This window comes from Streptomyces sp. NPDC048106 (assembly GCF_040706415.1).
In the GTDB taxonomy this organism is placed as follows: domain Bacteria; phylum Actinomycetota; class Actinomycetes; order Streptomycetales; family Streptomycetaceae; genus Streptomyces.
Genome location: NZ_JBEZND010000022.1, coordinates 78,213 through 100,267, shown reverse-complemented (window position 1 = coordinate 100,267; position 22,055 = coordinate 78,213). Strand labels below are relative to the sequence as shown.

Sequence of the window (22,055 nt, the reverse complement as noted above, 5' to 3'; positions counted from 1 at the left end):
TCGGTGGGGAACGTCACCGCGCCTCGGCGTCCACCTGGCTGGGTGCAGGGTGCTGCAACGGGGAGCGGAATGCCGCCCGACCAAGTGAAACGACGTCTTACCCGCGGCCAGGTCTCCTTCCTCCACACCTCGACCGCCGAGTCGTCCCGCTCGATCGCTCGCCGGGCGGGCTGCTGCCGGCTCCGGCGCTGCCGTTTCAGCAAGTGCGTGGAGCTTTGGCTGCGTTGGCACTTCACCACCGGGGGCGGCTGCTTGTTACTCTTTCCGATCATGCGAGCCCTCTTCCCAGGATCATTCGACCCGGTCACTCAAGGGCACCAGGACGTACTCCGGCGCGCTGCCCTCCTGTTCGACGAGGTCGTCGCGTGCGTGATGTTCAACTCGAACAAGACCGGCCGTTTTCCCATCGCGGAGCGGCTGGACCGGCTCCGCGCGGCGGCAACCGACCTGAGCAACGTCACGGTCGACTCCTACACCGACGGCCTGTTGGTCGACTACTGCCGCCAAGTCGGAATCGACGTGGTCGTCCGCGGGGTCCGGGGCGTTGCCGACCTGGACTACGAAATGCCGATGGCCCGCATGAACCACGAGCTGGCCGGAGTAGAAACGTTCTTCCTCGCTGCCGACCCCGCCCTGGCCCACATCTCCTCCACCCTCGTCACCACGATGAGTCAACAGGACCCTGCCCCGAATGCTGATTCGAGCGAGCTTCTGCCAGCAGGTGAGGGCGGCAGCGAGGGCTGACAAGTAGTCAGGACCGTACTCAGGACCTGCTTAGAGTTCGCGCGGATAGGCGCGATGGAGGTGCCCGGGGGTCGAAGAAGCACAATGCCTAGCGATCATGGAGTTGAGACGCTCTGTGATCATGGGGAGACCTGTGCCTGGACTGCCAGCTTGCGCAAGGGGAATCGTCCAGTGAGTGTCGGTGTTGAGGGAATCATGATCGAGAAGACCGACATCTCTTTCGGCCCTGCCTCCAGCAACAGGCTGTCCGAGACGAACGATCCATCGGATAAGGGCGCCGAGGCCGCACTCGAATCGTTTTACTACAGCCTGAATAGCCGCGACATCGACGCGCTCCGCGCCGGCTGGTCCCCGAACCCGCTCGCACAGCTCAACAATCCGGTCGGCGGCATCTTGCGGGGAGGAGACGCCATCGCCGAACTCTACGCAAAGATCTTCAACGGCTCCGTGAATGTCCAGGTCACCTTTGGTGACGTGGTTGCCTACCTGGGCGATCGGCATGCTGTGTTCGCCGGCCGGGAGATCGGCACCTACACCGCTCCCGACGGCGCAGCCGTCCCCCTCGAGATCCGCACCAGCCGGTATTTCCGCTTCGAGGAGGGCGGCTGGCGCCAGTATCACCACCACGGAAGCATCGACGACCCCGACGCCCTCCGCGCCTACCAGCGAACCATCCGAGGTAGCTGATCCTTCAGCCACCTCCTCCACTCTGAGCGCGATCGCCTTGCGCCTTCCGAGTTGGCTCCGGACGTCGCGCTCAACTGACCATTCCAAACGGGCACAGGTCGCGGGACAGGGGTGCGGTCATGGGCGGCGGTTCGCGCGTTCGGCCCAGCGGTGCAACGGCCCAAGGGCGTCCAGGCGGTCCAGGGTCGGGGCGGGCAGCGGGGAGTCGTGGCGGTTGGCACCGGCCAGGACACGACCCGGCGGAATGCCGTATCCATTCGTCATGCCCGAGCCCAGCCGAGTGGATGGTCCGGGTGGTATATCGGCCGCTCGGGCAGCGGGGCCGCGAATTGGTCCCGGAGCGGTTCGCTCAGCCATGAGGGCAGCGCGGGCACAGATCTCCTCATTGATCACAGAGCGTCGCAACTCCATGATCGCCAGGACCTGTGTCCGGGTTCTGTCGCTGAGGCCCCCACCGCGCCTATCCGCGCGGTCTCTTATACGGACGTGCGATGCCGAGCATGGTGAAGTACGGGCCATGCTTTTCAAGCGGCAGTGACGGTGTACCTTCCAGCCCTTCATCCAGGGGAAAGCGTGTTCGCGGCGGGCGCGGACTCGGCGATGGAGAAGCGTTGTGTTCCTCTATCCAAGGCGGCAGTTCAGCTTGCCCGCGTTCGCGGCGGTGCGGGAGGCCGAGCCCGGTGCTCTGTATCCGCCGCGAGTCCTTCTTGCCTGACTACGGGCTCTGTCGCTCGACGAGCGGGTCCGTTCAGCTGATCGCGAGCGAAACAGGATCCAGGCCCAGCTTGTTCCGGCAGCAGTCAGCCGGCCTTGGCGGGTGCTTCGGCCGTCGCCCCGGTGCTGGCAACGCGGTAGGACTCGGTGCTGCCGGATCGTAGTCAGGCCTCGGCGTCACCCCCGCCGGGCGCATCCGGTGGCAGACCAGGGGCGAAGTCTCGCGAAGAAGTCCGGCACGTGGCTGCATCCGCCTCTGCGATCCGGCCAGAACACCCCGAGGGACTGTCCCATCAGGGCCCCACCTCGGGATCGAAGTCCACCAGCGCTGCCTGAGACGCAGGCCGTGCCGGATGCGGCCCCGATCCTCGGCGCTCACCGCAGGGCGCATCCTCGCAGCCGAGGCGAAACGGGGTGCCGTGTGCGGTGCGGGAGGCGTTCGGTGCGGCTCACCGCTCGTGGATTCAGGACGAAAGCATGTCCATCATGACAGGTCAGCGCCGATTTTCGTAGGACGGAACGCACAGTTCGCGATGCTTGTCCCGTCCGTTCCCCGCCTCTCAGAATCTCCTTCGTGCGTCATCCGGAGACAGGGGGAATGGTGACGATCGATCACGACGCGGTGCTTCGGGCCCGTGTGCTGCTGCTGGGGTCCGGCCGGCCGAGCCGGGCCGAACTGGTCCGCGCGTCCCGGGTTCTGGCCGAGGTGAGTCCGAAGGCGTATGTGCCGAAGTTGGTCGACGCCTTGCTTGATCTGCGCCACGAGAGCCGGGATCCGCAGGTGGACGTCGCGTTGGCCGCCGAGGCTTCCCGGGCCGCTCGCAGGATAGAGGTCGGGGAGCCGAACCGGGCGGAGCGGTTGCGCTGGGCCTTGGACGCCTACCAGGCTTCCTTGTTCGCCCTCGGGCGCAGGGAGGAAGGACGCGCGATCTGTGAGGAGCTGGCCGAGGCCGGCCGAAGCGGGCCCCTGGTGCGCGTTCTGGCCGAGGAGGGGCGTTTCAGGGAGGCCGCGGAGCTCGACGAAGAAGCCGCTCGGAACGGAACCCCGGAGCGCTCCTTCTGGGACATGGTGCGGTGGTCGGCGAACCTGGAGGGCGCCGGACTGCACGACGCCGCATCTACCCTCTTCCGCACGCTCATTGAGGGGACCCGGCGTGAGGCAGCCGAACAGCGCACCGCTCTGGCGATACTCACCTGGGAGTTGGTTCATTTCTCCCGGATGCGGGACTCCGTCGGGGACGGGGCGGGTGCTGCGGCCGCCCGGCGAGAGGCCCTGAGTGTCCTGGAGGAACTCGCGACCACGGGCGAGCCGAAGAGCTGGAGTTGCGTCCTCGAGTGGTGGAGCACGCTCTTCGTCCTGTCGGGACGGGCAGCCGAACCCGCCGCGAGCCCCGAGTCCCCGATGCCGCCGTTCGGCACGGAGCTCGGATGGTCGCGCGACGTGCGGGACGGTTTTCTCGGCATGCTGCCGGGACTCGAAGCGGAGGCGGCGAGACTGCGCGCGGCCGACCGGCTGCCCGAGCTGGTCGACGTCCAACGCAGGATCAGCATCCGCGCGGCCGTCCGCGAAGGCGGCCGCCCTTACCAGTTCGAGGAGCGGTTCACGCCATACTTCGACGAGGGTGTGGCGCTCGCCCGCCTCCTGCCCGACAACCCCGCCCGCCTCGCTCGCGCCCTCACCGACCGGTCGATGTTCCTCGTCGCGGCACGCTCCTTCGAACCCGCGCATGCCGACTTCGCCGAAGCGGTCGCCCTTCTCCACCATCGCTGATCCCGCCGCCCGGCCGCCGCGTCCCGTACTGGCACGAGGACGCGGTGCTGGCGATTGACCATCGATCACGGCCGCGACGATCTCGCGTCCATGAAGTGTGTGCCTTGATCGTGGAATCACCGCTGACCGGGAACCGCTCGACCCACCGAAGCGGCGCACTCGGCGAGTACGGCTGCGAAGTGCCGGGCCTGGGCGCCCCAGCCGTGGCCCGTCGGGCCGAAGTGCTGCAGGACGTCCAGCAGCCTGTGTGCCTCGAACTCGACGGCCACATGGTCGATTCTCTGCAAGGAATGCTGGATGAGCCGGCAAACAACGGGATCGCCGCCGTCCAGACCGACGGCAAGTTCTATGGCACCAACAGAGCGAGGGCCGGCTTCGGGTTGACATCGCGTGGTCCGCAGGCCCGTTCCGGTGCCTGTGAACCGTAGAGATGGTGAGTGGTGTTCCGCTGGCCGCCGGCCCGGGCCCTGCTTGCCGACTGGGAGTATGACGCGCGCGCTCTGCTCGGCCAGTTCCGCTCCCGGGCCGCCCGCCGCCCCCACGACTCGCGGTTCGCCGAACTGGCCGGTGAACCGCTCACCGACCGCGACGCGGCCCGCTGGTACGCGCACCGGGAGACGGCCGCCTTCCAGCCCTCCGTACGGCGTTTCCACCACCCGACTGCGGGTGAACTACACCTGTGCTAGGTGAAGTTGGCCGAACTCACCTGGGTTGACCCGGACGGTTCTGCGCGGTCAGCGTTCCCTGCGTACGGATGTCGTGTCCGGGTTCATCGGAGCGCCGTGTGAGTCCGTGGGCCGCAGCTCGGGCAGTTGGTCACCGCGGTGGTCGAGGAGAACCGAATGAGCCTCGCCGGCGGTGAACGCGTGACGCTCACCCCACTGGCGCAGGGCAACGACAACGGTGAAAAGGTCACGCCCGGCCGGGGTGAGTGAGTAGACCTGCCGTTTTCCGGATGGCGCCGTCCGTCGGTCGAGGATGCCGCGCTCGGTCAGCCGGCGCAGCCGGTCGGTGAGGATGTTGCGCGCGATGCCGGTGCGCTGCTGGAAGTCGGTGAAGGCTCGCGCGCCGTCCATGGCGTCGCGAACGATGAGCAGACTCCATCGATCGCCGACCAGATCCAGCGTGCGAGCGACCGGGCAGGTCGGGTCGGTCCAGGTCACGTCGTCGGCACGGATCTCCGGCTGGGTCATCACGCCTCCAAAGAGTTGCTGATCGAAACCATTCTGCCGTACCGTGAAACGGTTGCAATCTGCTACTGATTGAAGGAGTGTGGATGGGCCTGACCCTTGGCCGCAGAGTGTTGGCAGCCGTTGTCTGCGCGGTCGCCGTCGCGACCATCTACGCGGCACAGCCCGTTCTCGCCCAGGTCGGTGGCGACCTGGGCGTGCCGGACGCCGATCTGGGGTGGATCGTCACCGCCGGGCAGCTCGGCTACCTGGTGGGGCTGGCCCTCCTCGTCCCGTTGGGCGACATGATCGACCGGCGCAGGCTCATCGCCTCGCACCTGGTGCTGGCCGCGGTCGGTACGCTGCTGGCCGCGGCTGCCGCCCGTACGTGGCTGCTGTTGGTCGGGCTGGCCATCGCCGGCCTGTTCGCGGTCGTCGTCCAGACGACGGTCGCCTACGCCGCCGCCCTGTCCACACCCGACGAGCGCGGCCGTACCCTCGGCATGGTGACCTCCGGGGTCGTCGTCGGCATCCTCGGCGCACGCGTGGCGGCAGGCGCCCTTGCGGCAGTGTGGGGCTGGCGCAGCGTCTATGCCGCGCTTGCCGTACTCCTGATCGCGCTGGCGTACCTCGTCATGAGATTCCTGCCACCCGACCCGCGCGCCGACCGTGCCGCGTACCGGCAGGTGCTGACGTCGCTGGGGCGGCTGTTCCATGAACGCCTGTTCGTCTCACGAGGGCTGATCACCTTCTTTCTGTTCGCCTCCTTCGGCACGCTGTGGAGTGGTCTGGCGCTGCCGCTCCGATCAGCCCCGTGGCATCTGAGCACGGCGCGGATCGGCCTGTTCGGGATCGCGGGCCTCGCCGGCGCGCTCGGCGCCGCCCGGGCCGGACGGTGGGCCGATGCCGGATTCGTCCGTGTCGTGACGGGCGGGGCGCTCGTGCTTCTCGCCGCCTCATGGCTGGCTATCGGTCAGGCATCGTGGTCGCTGTGGCCGGTCGGCGCCGGCGTGCTCATGCTCGACTTCGCCGTGCAGGCCGTGCACGTGAGCAACCAGCACCTCCTCACCACGGCGTACCCGTACCGCACCAGCAGCGTCATCGGCGGCAACATGATCTTCTACTCCCTCGGATCAGCCCTCGGAGCAACCGCCACGACCACGGCGTTCGCCACCACGGGGTGGACCGGCTCCGCCGTCCTCGGTGCCGCCTTCGCCATGTGCGCCCTCCTGATCTGGGCATCCAGCGGCCGACAGACGACCGATCCACACCGACCTGTCTGATCGTCGAATAGAAATAGAAAGCGGACGGCGCCGAGCGTTGCGCCGACCGTCAACGGACGTGCGCTCGCCGTCAATGACGGGCGGTGCGGGGATGGCGTCTGCTGGTGGCAACGCTGCCGGTCAACGGCCCCAGTCTCCCCGGAAGAAGGCGGACCCATGTCGCAACCCAAGGACGTCGCGTACGACTTCGACGCGGCGCTGGCGCTGAGCCGGGCGTGCGCTCAGCTCAGGGAGAAGCTCAACTGGCTGGTGTGGATGCGCGGCCCGAACAGCGCCAAGTACCTCGACGATCAGCCGGATTCGTGGACGGGCGCCAAACGGGTTCGTTTCGACGCCGAGCGCGAGCGGGAGAACCGCGCCCTGCACGCGTTCGCCGAGCAGGCGATGACGCTCATGGGGCGGGTGGAGGCCGCGACGGAGACGGCCACCGCGGAAGCACGCAAGCTCCTCATCCACGGCACGGGAAGCGCAGGTTAGGCATGACCGAGCACGGGGCCGCATCGGCAATCCCGCAGAACCTGTACGACTACTCGGACCAGTGCACGCACGCGGCCGAGGAGGTGCAGACGTGGGTCCGCACCGCGTTCGTACCGGCCCTGCAGAACTATCTGCGGGGCGCCGCGGCGCGAACGGGGGCCGTCACCGTGGACACCGCGGCGGTGTCACGGGCCGTCGACGGCATGGTCGCCGATCTCGCACCGCAGATCGCCGCGGTGTATTACACGGACAGGAACGTCCGGCTCACGGGCCGGGCCTTCATGGAGGCGGGCGGGTCCGGCCCGATGGGCGTGCCCGGCGGGCGGCAGGAGCAGGCCAACCGGGTGATCCGGACGACCGACGCGGCGGTCGCGGACGCGCCCCGCCAGGTGGCGCTGCTCGCGCTCGCGCGCCTCCGCTCCGATCCCGCGGGCATGTTCGCCCTGCTGAGGCAGAACAGCGACGACCCGGCATTCTGCGCGGCCTTCATGAAGGCGCTCACCCCCGCGCAGCTCACGTTCTTCCTCAGCATCGGCTTCACCGGCCAGGCCGCCGACGGGACGGCCCTGAACGGCGTGCAGTACAAGCTGTCGGCGCCGGATCCCGACAGCCCGGAGATGGTCGCCAACCGCAAACTGCTCCTGAACGTCGTCACCAGCGGGATGTCGGGGATGTCCCCGACCGAGATCGAGCAGCTGATGCGCACGGTCGTGCCTTACTTCGAGCGGCAGGGGCCCGAGGAACTGCACGCGCTGCTCCCCGACCTCACCCGGTTCCTCATGACCGGCGTCACCGGCTCGGTCACCCCTATCGGCACCCAGGCGCCGGACAAGTGGGCGCCCGCCATGGGCGACAGGGTGGCCCGGGAGATCAATCCGTACCTCGCACTCCTCAAGGCGGCGGACATCAAGGTCAACGACTCCGACGCGTTCTGGAAGAGCGTCTTCCAGGGGGCGGTCATCAACACGCTCACCACTCCGCTCGCGTTCGCCAACCCGCCGAGCGGTGTCGCCGCGAAGCTGGCTGTGACCGCGGCCCTCAACTTCGTGGTGGGCGGGCTGGAGAGTGCGGCCGCCGCCAAGGACCCCACGAATGCGCTCGGCCTGGGCGGGCTGATGAAGGGCTACAACGGCAACCGGGACGTCATCACCCTCAACGCCGCGATCGACGCGCAGGCCGGCTGGTCGGCCCTGGTCGCCTCGCTGGTGGCGAGCGGCAAGGTGATGGACGGGAACCGGAAGGTACTCGAACTGCACGGCGGCCCTGACGACATGGTGCTGCTCACCAGAATCATGAAGCACACCCACGACTACTACGTCACGGGCCCCGCGACCGGGAAGGTCGGGCAGACGGTGTCCTCGGTGGCCTTGGTCATCGACGGCTTCAACACGGGGGCGCACTACGTCGATCCACAGTCCCCGTTCGCGCGTCTCATCTACGGGGAGTGAGCCCCGCAGTCCGGGCGCCTACCGCGCAGGTTTACCCCCGCGCCGGCTACCGCCCCGGTTCGACGGCGAAGTCCACCCGCTGAAGGGCGCACCCCCGGCCGGTCCCGGCCTAGCCTCGTAAGCGACCAGGCGAGGCGTACCGGACCGGACCGCGTGCGAGACCGGGACGGACGAGGCCCGCCGACGAACGCACGGGGGCGTCCGGTGGCAGAGCCGGGCGGACCCCGGGAAAGGCACGACCGCGCATGTACGTCGCACAGTCGCCGGCCGCCCGGGTGGGGAGCGGCAACGGAACCTGTCGCTGGACCGAGTTACAGCTGGGGCCCGTCCGGTTGTCGCGGCTGCGACCCCCGGCGGTGCTGCCCGTGCGCCTGGGGCCGCGCGCCTGGCGCCTGGTGCTGGCGTTCGGCGGGCCGCTGGCGCTGCGCCAAGAGCGGGGCACGACGCGGCTGCGGCCCGGCCAGCTCGCCCTGTGGGAGCCGTCCCGGCCGTGCAGGGCCGGCACGGACGCCGGCGGCCTGTCCGCCTGGGCGGTCGTGGTGCACCTGCCCGGCAGCTCCGTCCCGGTCGCCGACCGGGCGCTGGAGCACCTCGCCGCCCTTCCGCTGCCCGCCGACGAGGGGCCCGGCGCGCTGCTGGCCGGTGTCGTGGAAACCCTGGCGGGCCAGGCGGCCGATGACGTCCCGCCGCCGCAGGCGATGCGGCTGGGCACGGCGGTGGCGCAGCTGTGCGCCGCGTTCCTGACCGACCTGGTGCGGGACGCGCCGGAGCAGCCTTCGCCCGGGGCCGCGCTGCTCTTCGACATCAAGACCTACATCGACTGCCACCTGAACGACCCCGGTCTGTCTCCGGCCCGCATCGCCGCCGCCCACCACATCTCGGTGCGCTACCTGCACCACCTCTTCCGCCAGAACGGACTGACGGTCGGTGGCCACGTGCGGGCCCAGCGCCTGGAGCGCTGCCGCGCCGACCTCGCCAGCCCGCACCTCGCCGACTGGAGCGTGGGCCGGATCCGCGGCCGCTGGGGCTTCGCGGACGCGGCGGTCTTCGGCCGCGCCTTCAAGGCCGCGTACGGCCTCCCGCCCGGGGAGTACCGCAAGCGGCGGCTGTGAGCGGGGCCCCGCGCCGGGCCTGGCCCCGCGCCGGGTGCGACCGTCGCGTCCGAGGGGCCTTCAGTCCCGCAGTTTCGCCCAGGTGTGCACGCCGACCTGGCCGTCCACCTCCAGCCCGTGCAGGCGCTGGAAGCGCTTGACCGCGGTGAGGGTGTCCTGGCCGAAGATGCCGTCCACGCCGGCCGGACCGATGTTGTAGCCGCGGGACTTGAGGATGCACTGCACCTCCTTCACCCGGGAGCCTGTGTTGCCGTACTGGGTCAGGGCGGTGCCCGAGTAGTAGTGGCAGGAGTTCCAGGCCTGGGCGGCGGGGGCCGGGGCCGCGGCCGGCGAGGGGGTGGCGGAGGGCTTCGGCCGGGTGGTCGCCGGCGGTCGCGTCGACGGCCCGGCGGGGCTCGCGGGCGGCGGGGTGCCCTTCTGGGTGCCGCCGGCCGTGCTGCCCGCCGTCCCGCCGGTTCCGCTGCCGGAAGCGGCGCCGACCGACCCGCCGGTGGCCCCGCCGTCTGACGTGCCGTCGGCACCGACGGTGTGCGCGTCGTCGGCGGCCGGGGCGCCCGGCGGCCGGGCGGGGGCGGGGCGTGAGGCGCGGGGCTTTCCGGAAGCGGGGGAGGACGGGTGCCGCGGGGCGGCCGGCGCCACGGCGGCGCCCCGGGAGGCCGCGGCCGCGGATTCGTGCGCCCCGACCGACCCCCCGCCGCCCGTCCCTCCGGCGGCGACCACGGCCGCCGTGCCCGCCGCGAGGGCGGCCATGACGGCCGCGGCGATCAGGGGCGTGCGGCGGCGGGCCCGGACGGGCGGTCGGACGTCCGCGGCCGGGGCGCGGCGCAGGACGGTCTCCTGGTCGGCCACGGGAACCGTGAGCGCCCTCCCCGTCCAGCCCGCGCGGGCCCGGATCACCTCGGCGACCGGCTCGGGCCACGGCTCGGTGGCCCCGACACGGGCCCGGGCGGTGTCCGCGACCTCCTGGGGACTCGGCCGCCGTGCCGGATCCTTGTCCAGGCAGCGGCCCACCGTCTCGGCCAGGGCCGGGTCCAGGCGCGCCAGGTCGGCCAGCACCTCGTCGCGGGGCGGGGCGTAGATCACCCGGTGGACGACGTCGCCGGTGGAGCCCTCCCCGAAGGGCGGGGAGCCGGTGGCCGCGAGGGCGAGCACCGAGCCGAGGGAAAAGACGTCGGAGGCGGTACCGACCGCACGGCCCTCGGCCTGCTCGGGCGACATGAACGTCGGCGTGCCCAGGTGCTGGCCGGTGAGGGTGAGCGCGCTGGCGTCGGCGGCGTGCGCGACACCGAAGTCGATCACCCGGGCGCCGTCCGAGCCCAGCAGCACGTTGGACGGCTTCAGGTCACGGTGGACGATGCCGGCCGCGGCGATCGCGGTGAGTGCCTGCGCGATCTCGTACGCCAGCCGCCAGACGGCCGCGCGGGGCAGCGGTCCGGCACGGGCGACAGCGTCCGCCAGGCTCGGGCCGGGCACGTACGCCGTGGCCATCCACAGCAGCTCGTCGTCCTCGAAGCCCGAACCGAGCAGTACGGCGGTGTACGTCCCGTGCACCCGCCGGACGGCGTCGATCTCCCGGGAGAAACGGCGGCGGAACCGCTCGTCCTCGGAGTACTCGGGGCGGATCACCTTGACCGCGACCAGCGAACCGGCCTGGTACGGGCCGGTGAGCGCGGCCTCCCGCGCCAGGTACAGCCGGCCCATCCCGCCGCCGCCCAGCCGGGCCAGCACCCGGTAGGGCCCGGCCTCCGGCGGGTCGGAGCGGCGCAGCGCCCGCGCGCCGAGCACGTCGAGGTCGGCGGCGCCCAGCTCCCGGACACCGGCCGCCCCAGGACCCCCGCCGCCCCCCGGAGCCGTCGTCGGACCGTCCGGCCCGGACATGTGCGTCATGGTGAACCTCCCGCCTTCGCTCCCGTACCGACCGTGCTGGCGGCGTTGTCCGAGGACCGGTCAGGCGCCGCCGGCGTGGGAGATGTTGGTGAGGATGTTCTGCACCTGGTGCTGGAGCTGCTCCAGCGACGTCCTCATCCGGTCCAGATCGCCCTTGGCCTGCGGCCACACCTCGCCCCGGAACCGCTGGGCGAGCGGGCCGTCCCAGTTGTTCGGGTCGCTCAGCGTCTGCCCGTGGGCGTTCAGCTGCTGGATGAGACCCGGCATCTGGCTGTTGATCAGGCTCAGCATCTTCGCGGCTTCCTGGTGCGCCAGGTCGGTGGACTTCACCGTGGTCATGGTGCTTCTCCCCTCGGGTGCCTGCGGCTTGTCACCAGCAGTCTTCCGGCGGTGCCGGAGGAGGTCATTGACGTAGAGCGCACCGCCGTTGACGCCCGGCGCACATCCCCGGTCAGCGGGCCAGCTGCACACCGCAGGCGACGCCGTCGGTCACGAGGTAGCCGCGGCCGGGCAGCGCGGCCATGCGGTCCAGCCGGGGCAGTGTGGTGCCCAGCAGATCGCCGTCCAGGTCGTGGTCGGGGCACAGCAGTACCCCGCAGCGGCTGTCGCGCGGGGCCTGCGTCCAGTGGCCGTAGACCCGGCGCAGGGCGTCGGAGCGGCCGGCGGCGACCAGGTGGGCGCCGGGCCCGGCCTCGGCCAGCCAGCGGTCGAGCACGCCCAGCTCGTCCGGCACGGTGTCGGCGTCGTCGACCAGCAACAGGACGGGGCCGGGCCGCGGGGCCAGGGCCGGGGCCAGCTCGGCGTAGTCGGTGACGAGCGCGGCGAGCCCCGGCACCTCCCGCAGCGGGGAGCGGCGCGGCGCGAACGCGACGACGGCGGGAGGGTCGGCGGCGCCGGCCGCGAGGCGGGCGAGCGTGCACAGCGCGGTGCTGCGGCCCGACCGCTGCGGCCCGGCGACGAGCGCGTGGTCCCGCTCGTACAGCCGCAGGCCCACCGGCCGCAGCGTCCCGTCGTCCAGCCCGAGGGGCAGCAGCCACGGTTCGGCGCCGGCCGAGACCGTCGCGTCCAGACCGGTGAGGGCGACATCGGCGGGCAGCAGGCCGACCCCCGGCGCGGTGCGGGCCGCCCCGGGCCGGCGGGCGGCGACGGCGGCGACGGCCGCGGCGAGGTCGTCGCCGGGCCAGGCGATCTGGACCACCTGCCGGGTCGCGGCCACCAGCGCCCGGCCCGGCACGTAGCCGGGGACGGCGGCGCGCGGCACGTCGAAGTAGCCGTACTCGCCCGGATCGGCCAGCCGCATCAGCAGCTTCTGCTGGGTGAGGGCCGCCCAGGACGACGGCACGGCGCCGGAGCGGTCGGCGGTGACCGCGAAGCGGATGCCGACCGCCGGGCCGTCGGCGTAGACCCGCGCGAGGTCGTCCATCAGGTTCATCCCGGCGAGGTCCTTGCCGAAGTCCGACAGCAGCGCTCCTAGGCCGTCCACCAGCACCAGCCAGTCGGGTGCGGCGGATTCGCCGCTGCCCTTGCGCGCGTCGAGCTCGCGGCGCAGCAGCCTGATCAGGCGGATCTGCCGTTCGCGCTCGGCCGGACCGACGTGGGCGCCGGTGTGCGGCAGCCCGGCCAGCGGCCGCAGCCCGCCGCTGCCGAGATCCAGGACGAACAGATGGCAGCGGTCCGGCGGCGCGGCCCCGGCCGCGGCCAGGGCGAGGGCGGCCAGCGCGGTGGAGGTGCCGGCGCCGCCCGCCCCGTAGACCACGAGGTTGCCGGCCGCCGGATCCCAGCCGACCGGGTACTGCCGCTGCTCGTCGGGGTCGTCGGCGAGGGCGTACGCGGACAGGTCCGCGGTGCCGGTCTGCAGGCCGCGCTCCGCCGTGGGCGGCAGGCCGGCGGCGGGCACCACCGGCGGCAGCGGGTCGGGCCACGGGCGGCGGGGCGGGGCGAAGCCGGACCGGGCGGCCGCGTCGCGCGCCGCCGCCACCAGGAGCTGCAGGTCGGTGCTGCCGTCCGGATCCGCCTCGTCCTGGCCGGCCGAGAGCAGCCCCAGGGCGAAGGGCACGGCGGTGACGGGATCGGTCGCACCGGACGCGGCCGTGACGCCAGTGGACAGGGCGGTCTGCACCGGCAGCACCTCCCGGGCGCTGAGCCGGTAGTAGGCGCGGCCCCACTGCCGGGTGCCGATCGTGGCGGCGGCCGGGTCGTCGATCACGTCCTGGGAGTCCGAGACGCTCTCCAGCCGCAGGGCGATCCGGAGCTTGACGTTGTTCTTGATGGCGTCGTTGACCGAGCCGGCCGGCCGCTGGGTGGCCATCACCAGGTGCACGCCCAGGCTGCGGCCGCGCTGGGCGATGCCGACGAGCGAGTCCACGAAGTCCGGGAGGGCCTTGACCAGCGTCGCGAACTCGTCGATGACCACGACCAGCCGGGGCATGGGTTCCAGATCGGCCCGGCCGGTGTCGCGCAGCCGCTGGTAGTCGCGCACATGGCTCAGCCCGGTGTCCCGCAACAGCCGCTCGCGATGGCGCAGTTCGGCTTCCAGACAGCGCAGGGCCCGCTCGCCGAGCTGCTCGTCGAGGTCGGTGACCAGGCCCACGGCATGCGGCAGCGCCGCGCACTCGTCCAGCGCCCCGCCGCCCTTGTAGTCCACCAGCGCGAACGTGAGGTGCTCGGGGTCCGCGTCCACGGCCATGCCGGCGACGAGCGTGCGCAGCAGCTCGCTCTTGCCCGAACCGGTCGTTCCGGCGATGAGGGCGTGCGGCCCGTCGTCGTCGAGGTCGACGGCGAAGACGTCCCGTTCGGTGACGCCCAGCACCGCCCGTACCCGCAGCTCGGGCGCCCGCCGCCGCCACTGCCCGGCCACCGCGGCGCCGTCGGCGCGCTCCAGGCCGAGCAGCGGCAGCAGCGACACCCGGTCGGGCAGGCCCGCGCCCGGCAAGCCCAGTTCGGGGTCCTCGAAGCGGGCCAGCGCCCTGGCCGTCTCCCGCGCCTGCGGCACCGGCATGCCGTTCAGCAGCACGCCGGCCACCACCTCGCCCGAGGCGACGTCACGGACCCGGCCGCCGCCGGGTGCCGATGCGGTGACCACGGTCGTGCACAGCGCGGGCAGCCGGGTGGTCAGCACCAGCGCGCCGCAGCGCACGCTCCCGCCCGCGATCAGCTCCCGCAGCGGACAGGGGCGGCCCTCCAGCAGGGCCGCGCCGTCCACCACGACCAGGGTCACCGGCCCGGCCTGCTCGGTGCCGCCCGCGGCCCGGGCCGGTCGGGGCTCCGCGGCCGATGACCCGGCGGTGAGCAGTTGGCGGGCCAGCGCGTCGCTCTGCTCCGGGCCGACGGCCACCAGGCGGGCCGTCCCCGACACCGGGTCGGTGCCGTGCGGCAGCCACTTCGTCCAGTCCCAGTCCGCGAGCCTGTCGGGGTCCGTGAACAGCGCCACCGTGACGTCCGCGGGCCCGCTGCCCACCACGGTTTGGCAGAGCAGCGAGCGGGCGACGGCCAGCGACGCGGCACGGTCCCCCTCGAACCCCACCGCCCGCCCCGCCTCGACCGTGACCACGACCGGCACCTGCGGCAGCACCGCGCGCTCGGCCAGGATCGCGGTCGGCTCGGCGGCGGGCTCAGCCCGGCCGCTCCCCAGCCGCGGCGTCCAGCGCAGGTCCGCCCACCCCACCGCCACCCGCAGGAAGTCCTCGGCGCCGGGCCGCCGTTCCCACAGCGCGACGGAGGGGGCGGTCGCCCGGAAGACCACCTCCGCGGGATCGGGGAGCGCCGACCGCCGCCGGAGAGTCTCCGCGGCCCGCCGCTCGTCCACGAGCTTCTCGAACACGGTGAGCCGGGCCGTGTAGTCGCGCCGGCCCCGCTTGCCACCGGTCCTGCCGCGGACCCGCTCCTCGATGAAATTTCCCAGGAACATCAGGGGGGTCAGCGCCGCGAGGGCGGCGAACCGCGGATCGCCGGTGAGCACCACCGTGGCCGCGGCCAGCAGCAGCGGTCCGACCATGGCGGACACGCTGAACGGGGTCTTGTCCGTACGCGGCGGCGGCTCCGGGGCGGTGAGCGGCGCCGGCTCCTGTGGTCGGCCGCCGCGCGGCACCCGGTTGAACGGCAGTGTCCCGGCGGAACCCGCCTGCCGGACCGGGTCGACGCGCTGGACGGTTCCGGACGGGCCGGCCGGAAGGACGCGGACCAGGACCTCGCCGCCCAGGCACACCAGGTCGTCCGGCCCGATCGCGGCCTGCCCGACGATCCGGGCGCCGTTGACGTCGGTGCCGTTGGCCGAGCCGGCGTCCGTGACGGTCACCCGCCCCTCGGGCAGCACCTCGAAGACCGCGTGCCGCCGCGAGACGCCCGTGGCGTCGACCCGGACGCCGGCGTCCCGGCCCCGCCCGACGACGGTACGGCCCGCCGGCAGCGGCAGCTCCCGTCCGGCCTCCAGCCCGCCCACCACCCGCAGGACGGCCCCGGGCTTGCGCAGCCCGAGAGCGCCGGACCGGGCGGTGCCCGCCACCCGGGAACCGTTGACGAGCCCGGACTCGGCCAGCACCGTGTCCTCGGGCAGCAGCCGCCCGTCCACCGCCAGCACCCGCCCGGACAGCCCCAGCGCCGCCGCCAGATCGCCCAACGTCGCGTCAGGCCGCCCGAACCGCAGCTCCGCGTCCCGCTCGCCGTCCTCGTCCACGCACACGATCCGCACCGCGCACCGCCTCCGCTCGGTCCAGGTACGACGGGTGCACCGATCGTCGCCCCGGCCGGAACGGCCCGCATTGACCATCCGCGCACAGCGGTTGACCTCCGGCGCAGCGACCGGGCCAGATGGGACTTCGGAAACACGCCTCAGCGGCCGGGGACGACGAGGCCCGACTCGTACGCCACCACGACGGCCTGCGCCCTGCTGCCCAGGTCCAGCTTGGCCATCGTGCGGTTGAGGTGGGTCTTCACGGTGGCCTCGCTGATGTAGAGGCGCTCCGCGATCTCCGCGTTGGACAGGCCGCGTGCGGTCAGTTTCAGGACTTCCAGTTCACGGGTCGTCAGCGCGTCGAGGGCCGGGGGCCGTTCCCTGGCGAGCTGGCGGGCGTACGCCTGGACCAGGCGGCGGGTGACGCTCGGGGCGAAGAGCGCGTCACCGTTGGCGACCGCGTTGATCGCGGCGAACAGCCGTTCCGGACCTGCGTCCTTGAGGAGGAAGCCGGACGCGCCGACGCGCAGCGCCCCGTACACGTACTCGTCGAGGTCGAAAGTGGTCAGCATGAGGACGCGGGGCGCCGGGTCAGCGGCCCGGGCGAGGATGCGCTCAGTGGCGTCGATCCCGTTGAGGCCGGGCATCCGGACGTCCATCAGGATCACCTGGGGGTTGGTCTCGGCGGCGAGCGCCACGGCCTCGGCGCCGTCGCTCGCCTCGCCCACCACCTCCATGCTGGGCGCGGCGCGCAGCAGCCCCACCAGACCGGCGCGGATGAGGAACTGGTCGTCCACGACGAGCACGGTGATCATGTGGTGGTGTCGTCCCCCTGCCCGGCCGTCCGCGCGGCGGTGGGAAGGGTCAGCCGCACGGCGAAGCCGCCTTGCTCCTGCGGACCGACGCTGATCCGCCCGCCGTAAAGCTTGGCCCGCTCCCGCATGCCGAGCAAGCCGTGCCCGCCGTCGGTCCGTACTCTGTCCTGAATCACCCCCTGCCCGTCGTCCGTGACCGAAACCGTCACCTGGTGCGCCTCGTACGCCAGTCGTATCTCGGCGCTCGCGCCGGGCGCGTGCTTCACCACGTTGGTGAGCGCCTCCTGCACCACCCGGTAGGCGCACAGCTCCACGCCCGGGGTGAGCGGGCGCGGGGTGCCCTCGACGGTCAGGGCCACCGGGACACCGCCGGTGCGCAGGCGTTGGGCCATCTGCTCCAGGCGGGCCAGGCCCGGCATCGGGGAGGCCGGGGCTCCCTCGTCGTCGGAGCGCAGCACCATGAGCATGCGGCGCAGCTCGTCGAGGGCCTCCTTGGCCGACGCGTCGATGGTGTCGATCGCGCCGCGCGCGGTCCGCGGGTCGGACGCGAAGACGAAGCGGGCCAGGCCCGTCTGCACGGAGATCACGGATATGTGGTGGGCCACCACGTCGTGCAGCTCGCGGGCGATGCGGCCGCGCTCCTCGGCCACCTCGCGCCGCGCCCGCTCGGCCTGCTCGCGGCGCAACTGCCGGGTCAGCTCGGCCGAGCGGCGGGCGGTCTCGCCGAAGCGCCACAACACTGCCGGGTAGATCAGGGCCTGCCCCACGACGGACGGCCAGCCGTCGGTGTGGCTCACCGCGCCCGCGTAGATCCAGGTCGCGCCCATCAGCGCGGCGCAGGGGACGGCGATGCGCGGCGACCGCAGGGAGGCGACGGTGTAGACGGCCAGCATGGGGCCGAAGCTGCACACCACGGGCCAGTAGCCGCCGCTGATGTACAGCAGCCAGGTCGCGTGCATGAGGCAGCAGACCGCGACGGGCGCCCGTCCGCGGAACACCAGTGGCAGGTGGACGAGGAGCACCAACGTGTAGGCGGCCGCGCCGAGTCGATCGTGCCCCTGGTGCACGGCGTCCTGCCCGAGCAGTACGGCCACGCTCGCCAGCGCCGCCGCGATCAGCACGTCGACGGCGAGAGGGCGGATCCGCATCGCAGCAGCGTATGCCGGATCCGCCCGCCGGACGTCAGCCGTGCGCGGTACCGCGCAAGTTGCAGCGCCCGGACGGCCGGGATCGTGCCGGGCAGCGTGCGTCGCGTCGTAGGACAGCGGGTTCCCGCTCGCCGCCGGCGGCCCGAGGTGTCGGTCCGAGCGCGACGCCTCGCCTGAGCGGCATTCGTCGTACTGGAGGAATGATCGCTACAGCCTCTTGCATGTTCTATGCCATACCCCATAAGTTACCAACCGGTAGCCCGCTCGGCGGGCCGCCATGTCGACGGGAGGGCGATGGCGTGTGAGTCCGCGCAAGAGTGACAGCCGGGAGCGGATGATCCTCAGTGCCGCTGTTCTGCTCCGTGAGTTCGGGGCGAGCGCGACCAGCATCGATCGGGTGCTCGCGCACAGCGGAGCCCCGCGAGGCTCGGTGTACCACCACTTCCCCGGCGGGCGGGCGCAGCTCATCGACGAGGCGGTGGCGCTGGCGGGGGACTTCATCGCGGGTCTGATCGACGCCGCCACGCAGGCGGACGATCCGGTGGAGGCCGTCGACGCCTTCTTCGTGCTCTGGCGCGACCGGCTCGTGGAGAGCGGCTTCCGGGCCGGCTGCCCGATCGTGGCGGTGGCCGTGGAGACCAACGACGACGTCCCGCAACTCGCCCGTTCCGCCGCCGCCGTCTTCGCCCGCTGGCAGGAGGCCCTCGCGGCCCTCTTCGTCCGGCACGGCCTGACCGAGGAGCGCAGCCGCCGGCTCGGTGCCTTCATCATCGCCGCGGTCGAAGGCGCGGTGATCATGTGCCGGGCCGAGCAGAGCACCGCCCCGATCGAGGCAGCCGCCGCCGAGATCCACGACCTGCTCCTCTACGCCCTGCGCGACCGTCCCGGTGCCGAACCCCGGCCGTAGCCCGCGGCCGCCCCATCTCTTCACCATCAGATCAGCTCAGCTCGAAGGAGCCGCCATGCCCGCGCTCGACCGTCAGGACGACGTCTTCGTCCTCGACCTGGGAGACGGTGAGAACCGCTTCCACCCCGACTGGCTCACCGCCGTCAGTGCCGCGCTCGACGAGGTGGAGAAGGCGGAAGGGCCGCGTGCCCTGGTCACCGCCGCCACCGGCAAGTTCTGGTCCAACGGACTCGACCTGGACTGGCTGTTCGCCCATGCCGACCAGCACCGGGACTACGTCGTCTCCGTCCACGAGCTGCTCGCGCGGATGCTGTCGCTGCCGGTCATCACGGTGGCCGCACTACAGGGGCACACCTTCGCCGCCGGCGCGATGTTCTCCCTCGCCCATGACTTCCGCGTCATGCGCGCCGACCGCGGCTACTGGTGCCTGCCCGAAGCGGACATCAACATCCCCTTCACCCCCGGCATGGCCGCCCTCATCCAGTCGCGGCTGGCACCGCAGACCGCGCACGAGGCCATGCTCACCGCCCGCCGCTACGGCGGCGCCGACGCCGCGGCCTTTGGCATCGTCGACCAGGCCGTCAGCGAGGACGCCGTGCGGTCCACCGCGATCGGGATCGCCCAGGCACAGGTCACCAGGGCCGGCGACACCCTCGGCACCATCAAGGCCCGCATGTACGCCCCGGTCCTGGCCACCCTGCGGGACACCGCCGACCCGCTCGGCTGACCAGCACCTCACCGACCGCTCACCCCCGCGCCGTCGGGCACGTCCCAGGGGCGCGGGCTGCCCCGACCACCCACCGCACGAGGAGACACAGGGCAATGACAGCCGACACCGCCTGGCACAAGAGCGCCTGCATCCTGTGCGAGAACAACTGCGGCATCCAGATCCAGACGGACGGCCGCCGGTTCACCAAGATCCGCGGCGACAAGGAACACGTCGCCACCGCCGGCTACACCTGCAACAAGGCCCTGCGGCTGGACCATTACCAAAACGGTGGCGTGCGGCTGACGACGCCGCTGCGACGGGAGGCGGACGGCAGCTTCACGCCGATCGACTGGGACACCGCCATCCGCGAGATCGCCGCACGGCTGAAGAACGTGCGCGACACCCACGGCGGTGAGTCGATCTTCTTCTACGGTGGCGGCGGACAGGGCAACCACCTCGGCGGCGCCTACAGCGGCGCCCTGCTGCGCGCCCTCGGCGCCCGCTACCGCTCCAACCCCCTCGCGCAGGAGAAGACGGGCGAGGGACACGTCGACGCCCACCTCACCGGCGGACACACCGCCGGCGACTTCACCCGCGCCGAAGTGTCCCTCTTCCTCGGCAAGAACCCCTGGCAGTCCCACGGCGTCCCGCGCGCCCGCACCGTGCTCAAGGACATCGCCAAGGACCCCGCCCGCACGATGATCGTCATCGACCCCGTCCGCACCGAGACCGCCGACCTCGCCGACATCCACCTCCAGGTCAGGCCCGGAACCGACGCCTGGTGCCTGGCCGGCATCCTCGGTGTCCTCGTCCAGGACGACCTCGTCGACCACTCCTTCCTCACCACCCGCACCACCGGCGCGGACACGGTGCTCCAGCAGCTCAGGACGGTGGACGTCGCCCGCTGCGCGCGGACCTGCGGTGTGGACGAGGATCTGCTGCGCCGGACGGCCCGCGTCATCGGCACCGCCTCCAGCGTCTCCACGTACGAGGACCTGGGCGTGCAGCAGAGCCCCAACAGCACGCTCGTGTCCTACCTCAACAAGCTGACCTGGCTGTTGACCGGGAACTTCGCCAAGCCCGGCGCCATGCAGCCGCACTCGTGGATCGCCCCGCTGGCCCGCTACTCGACCCGCCCGCGCCGCACCCCCGTCACCGGCGCGCGGATGCTCGGCGGCCTGGTCCCCTGCAACGTCATCGCCGAGGAGATCCTCACCGACCACCCCGACCGCTTCCGGGCGATGATCATCGAGTCGTCCAACCCGGCGCATTCCCTGGCGGACTCCGCGGCGTTCACGGAGGCACTCGCCGCACTCGACCTGGTCGTCGTCATCGACGTCGCCCTGACGGAGACCGGCCGCCAGGCCGACTACGTACTCCCGGCCGCCTCACAGTTCGAGAAGTGGGAAGCGACCTTCTTCACCTTCGAGTTCCCGCACAACACCTTCCACCTGCGCGCCCCCGTCCTCGAACCCCTGCCCGGCACCCTGCCCGAACCCGAGATCTACGCCCGCCTCGTCCGCGAGCTGAACGCCGTCCCCGGCAGCAGGCTGACCCTGCTGCGCGCCGCGGCCCGCCTGGGCCGTACCCCCTACAAGCTCGCCTTCGCCGCCCTGGCCGCCGTCGACAAGAGCACCTTCGCCATGGCCCCGTACCTGCTGTACGAGACCCTCGGACCCACTCTTCCCGACGGCGCCCGCTCCGCCGCGGTGCTGTGGGCGCTCGCCCAGCGCATCGCCAAGGAGTACCCCGCCGCCATGCGCCGGGCCGGGCACCCGAGCGCCGACGCGCTGTTCGACGCGATGCTGGGCGGCCGTTCCGGGATCACGTTCACCGAGGACGAGTACGCCGACGCCTGGAACTACGTGCCCCACCCCGGCCACCGCATCCCGCTGCCCATCCCCGAACTCCTCGGCCTGCTCGCCGGCCTGGACACCACTCCGGCCGTGCACACCAGCGACGACTTCCCGATCGTCCTGGCCGCCGGCCAGCGCCGGGCCTTCACCGCGAACACCATCTTCCGGGACAACACCTGGCGCAAGCGCGACCAGCAGGGCACGCTGCGCGTCAGCCCGCACGACGCCGAACAACTCGGGCTGTCCGACGGCGCCCTCGCCCGGATCACCACGTCGCGCGGGACGGCGCAGGCGTTCGTCGAGGTCGACGACCGCCTCCAGCCAGGTCATGCGGCCCTGCCCAACGGCTTCGGCCTCGACCTGCCCACCGAGGAGGGCGGCACCGAACGCACCGGCGTCGCCCTGAACACCCTCACCGACCTCACCTGGCGCGACCCCATCGCCGGAACTCCCTGGCACAAGCACGTCCCCGCCCGCATCGAGCCACTTCCCGCCTGACGAACACCCCGCCCCTCATGGAGATCAACGCTGACGACCCTGACCGGCGTTGCCGGCGCCACCCAGAGCCCGTCGGCCGCTGACGCCGCGCACGCCGCCGGGCAAGCCCTTCGCGCGAGGGGCTTGCCCGGGGCGGCGGCCACGGTGCCCCTGGTCCGGGC

At 72.3% G+C, this 22,055-nt stretch carries 18 protein-coding genes and 4 pseudogenes; 12 read left to right on the top strand and 10 right to left on the bottom strand.

The features are described from left to right. Positions 1-161: 161 nt before the first annotated feature. A pseudogene (locus AB0927_RS22700) lies at positions 162-272 on the bottom strand (hypothetical protein); the annotation flags it as partial. Between AB0927_RS22700 and coaD the strand changes: the two are divergent. Both coaD and AB0927_RS22690 read left to right on the top strand, forming a co-directional pair. After that, positions 271-744 (top strand): pantetheine-phosphate adenylyltransferase, encoded by a 474-nt coding sequence (gene coaD / locus AB0927_RS22695; RefSeq protein ID WP_366669521.1) that lies wholly within the window; start codon positions 271-273, stop codon positions 742-744. The pseudogene AB0927_RS22700 and the gene coaD overlap by 2 nt on opposite strands. 195 nt (positions 745-939) lie before the next feature. Beyond that, complete coding sequence (locus AB0927_RS22690) at positions 940-1,431, top strand: nuclear transport factor 2 family protein (protein ID WP_366669485.1); 492 nt, start codon at positions 940-942, stop codon at positions 1,429-1,431. Between the two features lie 171 nt (positions 1,432-1,602). Here AB0927_RS22690 and AB0927_RS22685 read toward each other — a convergent pair. The 3 pseudogenes from AB0927_RS22685 to AB0927_RS22675 all read right to left on the bottom strand — a co-directional run. After that, positions 1,603-1,701 (bottom strand): annotated as a pseudogene (locus tag AB0927_RS22685) (IS5/IS1182 family transposase); the annotation flags it as partial. A gap of 5 nt (positions 1,702-1,706) precedes the next feature. After that, a pseudogene (locus tag AB0927_RS22680) lies at positions 1,707-1,805 on the bottom strand (IS5/IS1182 family transposase); the annotation flags it as partial. An 86-nt stretch (positions 1,806-1,891) separates the two neighbouring features. Continuing rightward, positions 1,892-2,127: pseudogene (locus tag AB0927_RS22675) on the bottom strand (IS5/IS1182 family transposase); the annotation flags it as partial. A 616-nt stretch (positions 2,128-2,743) separates the two neighbouring features. Here AB0927_RS22675 and AB0927_RS22670 point away from each other — a divergent pair. The 3 genes from AB0927_RS22670 (at position 2,744) to AB0927_RS22660 (ending at position 4,602) form a co-directional block, all read left to right on the top strand. Further along, positions 2,744-3,916 carry a hypothetical protein gene (locus tag AB0927_RS22670; protein ID WP_366669484.1) on the top strand — a complete coding sequence of 391 codons (1,173 nt, stop codon included), beginning with the start codon at positions 2,744-2,746 and terminating at the stop codon, positions 3,914-3,916. Between the two features lie 104 nt (positions 3,917-4,020). Further along, complete coding sequence (locus AB0927_RS22665; RefSeq protein WP_366669483.1) at positions 4,021-4,344, top strand: hypothetical protein; 324 nt, start codon at positions 4,021-4,023, stop codon at positions 4,342-4,344. 12 nt (positions 4,345-4,356) lie between these two features. Then, on the top strand, positions 4,357-4,602 hold the full coding sequence (locus AB0927_RS22660; RefSeq protein WP_366669482.1) for a hypothetical protein: 246 nt from the start codon (positions 4,357-4,359) through the stop codon (positions 4,600-4,602). 48 nt (positions 4,603-4,650) lie between these two features. Here the strand turns inward: AB0927_RS22660 and AB0927_RS22655 are convergent, their stop codons facing one another. Further along, a complete protein-coding gene (locus AB0927_RS22655; RefSeq protein ID WP_366669481.1) occupies positions 4,651-5,109 on the bottom strand; it encodes a helix-turn-helix domain-containing protein in 459 nt (152 codons plus the stop codon). Positions 5,110-5,198: 89 nt separating this feature from the next. Here AB0927_RS22655 and AB0927_RS22650 point away from each other — a divergent pair, with 89 nt between their 5' ends. The 4 genes from AB0927_RS22650 to AB0927_RS22635 all read left to right on the top strand — a co-directional run bounded on the left by AB0927_RS22650 (position 5,199) and on the right by AB0927_RS22635 (position 9,405). Beyond that, a complete protein-coding gene (locus AB0927_RS22650; RefSeq protein WP_366669520.1) occupies positions 5,199-6,368 on the top strand; it encodes an MFS transporter in 1,170 nt (389 codons plus the stop codon). 156 nt (positions 6,369-6,524) lie between these two features. Beyond that, the gene (locus AB0927_RS22645) at positions 6,525-6,845 is read left to right on the top strand and encodes a hypothetical protein (RefSeq protein ID WP_366669480.1); all 321 of its coding nucleotides are present in this window, start codon (positions 6,525-6,527) and stop codon (positions 6,843-6,845) included. A gap of 2 nt (positions 6,846-6,847) precedes the next feature. Further along, a complete protein-coding gene (locus tag AB0927_RS22640) occupies positions 6,848-8,293 on the top strand; it encodes a hypothetical protein (RefSeq protein ID WP_366669479.1) in 1,446 nt (481 codons plus the stop codon). A gap of 245 nt (positions 8,294-8,538) precedes the next feature. Then, positions 8,539-9,405, top strand: a complete 867-nt coding sequence (locus AB0927_RS22635) for a helix-turn-helix domain-containing protein (protein WP_366669478.1) — start codon at positions 8,539-8,541, stop codon at positions 9,403-9,405. 60 nt (positions 9,406-9,465) lie between these two features. On the opposite strand, the gene AB0927_RS22630 is transcribed toward AB0927_RS22635, so the two are convergent. The 5 genes from AB0927_RS22630 to AB0927_RS22610 form a co-directional block, all read right to left on the bottom strand. Then, entirely contained in the window at positions 9,466-11,292 is a 1,827-nt protein-coding gene (locus AB0927_RS22630) for a serine/threonine-protein kinase (RefSeq protein ID WP_366669476.1), read from the bottom strand. Between the two features lie 60 nt (positions 11,293-11,352). Beyond that, on the bottom strand, positions 11,353-11,631 hold the full coding sequence (locus AB0927_RS22625) for a hypothetical protein (RefSeq protein WP_366669475.1): 279 nt from the start codon (positions 11,629-11,631) through the stop codon (positions 11,353-11,355). A gap of 112 nt (positions 11,632-11,743) precedes the next feature. After that, the gene (locus AB0927_RS22620; protein ID WP_366669474.1) at positions 11,744-15,979 is read right to left on the bottom strand and encodes an FtsK/SpoIIIE domain-containing protein; all 4,236 of its coding nucleotides are present in this window, start codon (positions 15,977-15,979) and stop codon (positions 11,744-11,746) included. A gap of 140 nt (positions 15,980-16,119) precedes the next feature. Further along, positions 16,120-16,776 (bottom strand): response regulator transcription factor, encoded by a 657-nt coding sequence (locus AB0927_RS22615; RefSeq protein WP_366669473.1) that lies wholly within the window; start codon positions 16,774-16,776, stop codon positions 16,120-16,122. Then, on the bottom strand, positions 16,773-17,924 hold the full coding sequence (locus AB0927_RS22610; RefSeq protein ID WP_366669472.1) for a sensor histidine kinase: 1,152 nt from the start codon (positions 17,922-17,924) through the stop codon (positions 16,773-16,775). The genes AB0927_RS22615 and AB0927_RS22610 overlap by 4 nt, the downstream gene beginning before the upstream one ends. A gap of 301 nt (positions 17,925-18,225) precedes the next feature. Between AB0927_RS22610 and AB0927_RS22605 the strand changes: the two genes are divergently transcribed. The 3 genes from AB0927_RS22605 to AB0927_RS22595 all read left to right on the top strand — a co-directional run bounded on the left by AB0927_RS22605 (position 18,226) and on the right by AB0927_RS22595 (position 21,894). Next, positions 18,226-18,831: a TetR/AcrR family transcriptional regulator gene (locus AB0927_RS22605; protein WP_366669471.1), complete on the top strand. Its 606-nt coding sequence runs from the start codon at positions 18,226-18,228 to the stop codon at positions 18,829-18,831. Between the two features lie 55 nt (positions 18,832-18,886). After that, positions 18,887-19,558, top strand: a complete 672-nt coding sequence (locus AB0927_RS22600; RefSeq protein ID WP_366669470.1) for an enoyl-CoA hydratase-related protein — start codon at positions 18,887-18,889, stop codon at positions 19,556-19,558. A 95-nt stretch (positions 19,559-19,653) separates the two neighbouring features. Further along, positions 19,654-21,894: a molybdopterin-dependent oxidoreductase gene (locus AB0927_RS22595; RefSeq protein WP_366669469.1), complete on the top strand. Its 2,241-nt coding sequence runs from the start codon at positions 19,654-19,656 to the stop codon at positions 21,892-21,894. The last annotated feature ends 161 nt before the right edge of the window (positions 21,895-22,055 follow it).

Coding starts and splice junctions, on each gene's coding strand:
- coaD (WP_366669521.1), top strand. CDS start 271: ATGCGAGCCCTCTTCCCAGGATCATTCGACCCGGTCACTCAAGGGCAC.
- AB0927_RS22690 (WP_366669485.1), top strand. CDS start 940: ATGATCGAGAAGACCGACATCTCTTTCGGCCCTGCCTCCAGCAACAGG.
- AB0927_RS22670 (WP_366669484.1), top strand. CDS start 2,744: ATGGTGACGATCGATCACGACGCGGTGCTTCGGGCCCGTGTGCTGCTG.
- AB0927_RS22655 (WP_366669481.1), bottom strand. CDS start 5,109: ATGACCCAGCCGGAGATCCGTGCCGACGACGTGACCTGGACCGACCCG.
- AB0927_RS22645 (WP_366669480.1), top strand. CDS start 6,525: ATGTCGCAACCCAAGGACGTCGCGTACGACTTCGACGCGGCGCTGGCG.
- AB0927_RS22640 (WP_366669479.1), top strand. CDS start 6,848: ATGACCGAGCACGGGGCCGCATCGGCAATCCCGCAGAACCTGTACGAC.
- AB0927_RS22635 (WP_366669478.1), top strand. CDS start 8,539: ATGTACGTCGCACAGTCGCCGGCCGCCCGGGTGGGGAGCGGCAACGGA.
- AB0927_RS22630 (WP_366669476.1), bottom strand. CDS start 11,292: ATGACGCACATGTCCGGGCCGGACGGTCCGACGACGGCTCCGGGGGGC.
- AB0927_RS22625 (WP_366669475.1), bottom strand. CDS start 11,631: ATGACCACGGTGAAGTCCACCGACCTGGCGCACCAGGAAGCCGCGAAG.
- AB0927_RS22615 (WP_366669473.1), bottom strand. CDS start 16,776: ATGATCACCGTGCTCGTCGTGGACGACCAGTTCCTCATCCGCGCCGGT.
- AB0927_RS22610 (WP_366669472.1), bottom strand. CDS start 17,924: ATGCGGATCCGCCCTCTCGCCGTCGACGTGCTGATCGCGGCGGCGCTG.
- AB0927_RS22600 (WP_366669470.1), top strand. CDS start 18,887: ATGCCCGCGCTCGACCGTCAGGACGACGTCTTCGTCCTCGACCTGGGA.
- AB0927_RS22595 (WP_366669469.1), top strand. CDS start 19,654: ATGACAGCCGACACCGCCTGGCACAAGAGCGCCTGCATCCTGTGCGAG.